Genomic DNA, 3,998 nt, shown 5'->3' on the forward strand with positions numbered 1-3,998 from the left:
GTGCGTACGCGGTGCTCCTCACCGGCGACGCGGGAACGGGCGAGGAGGCGCAGCACGCGGTGGCCGAGGCGGCCCGCGCGGTCTGCCGCGCCGAGGGCGTGAGCCTCGCCGTCGGCCTCGGCGACAACATCTACGAGAACGGCCCCGAGTCCGAGAACGACTCCGAGTTCCGCACCAAGTTCGAGGAGCCCAACACGGGCCTGGACATGCCGTGGCTGATGGTCCTCGGCAACCACGACTGCTCGGGGCTGATACCCGGCAGCGGCGGCGACCCCTCGCGAGGCGACCGGGAGGTCGCCTACGCCAGGAACTCACCCCGCTGGTACATGCCGGGCCGCTACTACAGCGTGCCCCTCCCCTCTGCCGGAGAGGGCGCGCCGCTCGTGGAGTTCTTCGCCATCGACACCAACCCCGTCTCCTCCTACGTGGCCCAGCTCGACCCGCACTACTGGTGGAACGGCCCCTACATGCGCGAGCAGCGGGCCTGGCTGGACGGCGCGCTCAAGGCCTCCCGGGCCCGCTGGAAGATCGTCCTCGGCCACCACCCGTACCTGAACAACGGCAAGCACGGCAGCGCCGGTTCCTACGACGGCTTCGTGATCGGCAACTACACCAGCGGCATCCACCTCAAGGAGCTGTACGAGGAGGTGGTGTGCGGCCGGGCCGACCTGATCCTCTCCGGCCACGACCACACCCTCCAGGTCCTGGAACCCACCACCCGCACCGGCGGCACCCGCCAGGTCGTCTGCGGCGCCGCGGGCAAGGCGGGCGACGGCAGGGCCCACTTCTCCCACCCCGCCGCCTGGCAGAACTTCGCCGACCACGGCTTCATGGTCCTCAAGACCTCCGAGCGGGCGATGACGCTCGACGCGTACACGGTGGACCTCGCCACCCGCACGGCCCGCCTCGCCCACCGCACCCGCACGGCGGCCCCGCTCGGCGCCGCCGCACGGGCCGGCTGAGGTCAGGCGAACGCCACCCGGGCCACCGGGGCGAGCTGGTTCCCGTCGAGCAGCGCCCGGCAGCGGAAACGCTGGATCTTGCCGCTCGGTGTCTTCGGCAGGACACCGCGCGGCAGGAACAGGCACTCCGCGAGGGCGACCCCGGACTTCTCCATGGCCAGGGTCGCCGCCTCCTCGGCGATGGGGCGGTAGTCGCGTGGGTTGCCCTGCGGCTCCACCATCAGGACCAGCCGTGACCCGCCCGAGCCGCCCGCGTCGACGACCGCCGCACAGCCCTTGCGGATGCTGCGCAGACTGTCGACCGCCGACTCGATCTCCGACGCGTAGACCTTCCTGCCGCCCACCGACAGCATGTCGTCGGACCTGCCGAGCACATACAGCTCGCCGTCCCTGACGAAGCCCAGGTCCCCCGTGCGCAGCCGCCCCCCGGCGAAGCGTGCGGCGGTCCGCTCCGGATCGGCGTAATAGCCCCGCGCGAGGCTCGGCGAGGTCACCTCGATCTCCGCGACCGAGCCACCGGTGCCCGCCCGCACCGAGACGCCGGGCTGCGCGGGGCCGTTGGAGACCAGGCGGGTGGCTTTCGGGTGGTCCGGGGCCACCTCGACGGCCCGGCCCTCGACCAGCGCGGACCCGTCGAGGGCCAGCGCCCTCGGGGCCTCGGCCCACGGCTTGCCGGTCACCGCGAGCGTCGCCTCGGCCATGCCGTACGCGGGCTGGAAGGCGGTCTCCGAGAGCCCGAACGGGCGGAACCTCTCCGTCGCCGCGGCGAGCGTGCCCCAGTCCACGCGTTCGGCACCGATCACCGCGGCCCGCAGCCTCAGCTCCCTGGGCAGCGAACCCCGGCCGTGCGCCCGCGCCGCCAGATGGAGGGCGGTGCTGGTGCCCGCCGTCATCGTCGCCCCGTACTCCGACATGTCGCGGAACCAGGTGCGCGGCGTCATCCCGAACCGCTCCGGCGAGGAGAGCACGAGGTCGAAGTCGTATGCCCAGGAGTACAGCAGGCAGCCGAACATCCCCATGTCGTGCGAGAGCGGCAGCCAGGACGCCACGGTGTCCGCGCCGGGGCGGCCCCCGGTCATCCCCAGGATGATCTCAAGCTGCCGCTCGATGGCGCGCGTGGTCAGGGCACACCCCTTGGGCGTACTCGTGGAGCCGGACGAGTACTGGACGAACGCCAGATCGTCGGGGCCCGGCGGGCTCGGCACGCACCGCGCACCCGTGCCGCGCGGCTCCGGCCAGCCGCGCACCGGCAGGTTATCGGCGAGAGCGCGCGGGACCAGCGCCGCGAGCCAGTCGTCGACGAGCAGCAGCGCCGGGTCGAGCCGCGCCGCGAGAGCGACGAGCTGCTCCCCGTACGCCTCGCCGCTCTGTCCGCGCGTGGGCAGCGGGAGCGAGGCGACCGCGCCGCCCGCGAGCCAGACGGCGAGCAGCCCGCGCACCGTGCCGGGACTGTTGGTGAGGATGCAGGCGACCCGGGTGCCGGGCCCGACGCCGAGGGCACGGAGGCCCGCGGCCATGCCGTGGGCGTCCGCGACGACCTCGCGCCAGGGCGTGTGGTCGAACGCGTCGCCGTTCCACTCGTGCAGGACGCCGTGCGAGGCGCCGTTGGTCAGGGCGTTGAAGAGCTCCATGTGCGTGATTCCCCGTTGTCTTCCGTCGTCGTCCCGGCCGTGCTCCGGGCCGTGGTGTCGGCCGTGGTGTGGGTGCGGGCGCCGCCGCGGCCGGTGCTTCTCGCGCCGCGCAGCAGGGGCAGGAACACCGTGCGCAGGACGGGCTGGAGCAGTGGGCGCGGGGTGTGGCGGCCCAGCACGTACTGGACCTTGGCGGCCGGGCCGGGGACCACCAGGCGGCGCCCCCGCGCCATGCTGCGCAGCCCCGCCTCGGCCACCCGCCGTGGGGTGAGCCAGGCGAGGAAGCGGCGGTCGCGCAGACCCGGCACGCCGCCCACCGCGTAGAAGCCGGTGCGCACGGGACCGGGCGCGAGCAGGGTGCAGCTCACCCCCGTGCCGCGCAGCTCGCCGTGGAGCGCCTCGGCGAAGGTGTTGGCGAACGCCTTGGTCGCCGAGTACGTGGCCGCCGTCGGCACGGGCTGGTGGCCCGCGAGCGACCCGGTGACCAGGACGCGGCCCCGGCGGCGGGCCAGCATGCCGGGCAGCAGGGCCTGCGTCAGGGCGTGCAGCGCCACCACGTTGACCTGCACCTGCGCGGCCTCCCGCACGGGGTCGTTCGCGCTGAGCGGGCCGCAGGTGGGAAACCCGGCGTTGGCGCAGAGCACCGCCACGGGCTCCGCGGCCAGTTCGGCGACGAGCGCGTCGCGCGCGGCCGGGTCCGCGAGGTCGCAGGGCCTGACCCGCACCGGCACCCGGTGTGCCGCCCGCAGCTCCCCGGCGAGCGCTTCGAGGGCGTCGGCGGACCGGGCGGTCAGCCACAGACCGTACCCGCGCGCCGCCAGGCCACGGGCCAGGTCTGCGCCGATGCCTGCCGAGGCGCCCGTCACCACCGCCCACTCCGTGCCGCTCATACGGGCGGGCCCAGGTGACCGGCGAGCCGACCGGCCGCCGCGCGGCCCGTACGCGCGCACGCCTCGATGGACACGCCCTGGATGTAGTCGCCCGCGAGTTCGAGGCCCGCGACGGCGGTGACGCTCCTGCGGACCTCGGCGAGGAACTCCGGGTGGTAGGGGAGATAGCCGCTGTAGGCCGCCTCCCAGTGTTTGACCAGGAGGTTGACGCGCTCGGCGCGGGGCGCGCCGAGGTGGGTGACCAGGCGCTCCTCGGCCTCGCCGGTGAGACGGGCGATGTTCTCCCGGCTCAGGTCGGTGAGCCTGCCCGCGCGCCCGCTGTAGGTGTAGCGGACGATGTGCCGGTCCTCCATCCCGTACGCACCGGCGTTGCTGCACGGCCCGTCGTCCATGGCGAGCGCGCGCACGTCGTGGGTGAAGACGTCCCGGTCGTACTCGACGAGGACCACGGTGGACGGGAAGTAGCTGACGTCGGCCAGGCGGCGGGCGAGCGCGGGGCGGGCCGAGCGCAGGAT

General features: G+C 74.3%; 4 protein-coding genes. 1 reads left to right on the top strand and 3 read right to left on the bottom strand.

All coding sequences use genetic code 11. The features are described 5' to 3' along the window. Nucleotides 1–962: metallophosphoesterase (locus AB8Z36_RS34190; RefSeq protein WP_369217278.1), on the top strand; the 962-nt coding region annotated here is incomplete at its 5' end. Nucleotides 963–964: 2 nt separating this feature from the next. On the opposite strand, the gene AB8Z36_RS34195 is transcribed toward AB8Z36_RS34190, so the two are convergent. The 3 genes from AB8Z36_RS34195 to AB8Z36_RS34205 form a co-directional block, all read right to left on the bottom strand. Then, a complete protein-coding gene (locus AB8Z36_RS34195; RefSeq protein WP_369217279.1) occupies nucleotides 965–2,593 on the bottom strand; it encodes an AMP-binding protein in 1,629 nt (542 codons plus the stop codon). Then, complete coding sequence (locus AB8Z36_RS34200) at nucleotides 2,572–3,483, bottom strand: SDR family NAD(P)-dependent oxidoreductase (RefSeq protein ID WP_369217280.1); 912 nt, start codon at nucleotides 3,481–3,483, stop codon at nucleotides 2,572–2,574. The genes AB8Z36_RS34195 and AB8Z36_RS34200 overlap by 22 nt, the downstream gene beginning before the upstream one ends. Further along, nucleotides 3,480–3,998, bottom strand: a 519-nt coding sequence (locus tag AB8Z36_RS34205; protein ID WP_440582073.1) for a hypothetical protein, incomplete at its 5' end; no start/stop codon positions are given. The genes AB8Z36_RS34200 and AB8Z36_RS34205, both read right to left, overlap by 4 nt.

Source organism: Streptomyces flavofungini, assembly GCF_041028215.1.
GTDB lineage: Bacteria > Actinomycetota > Actinomycetes > Streptomycetales > Streptomycetaceae > Streptomyces > Streptomyces flavofungini_B.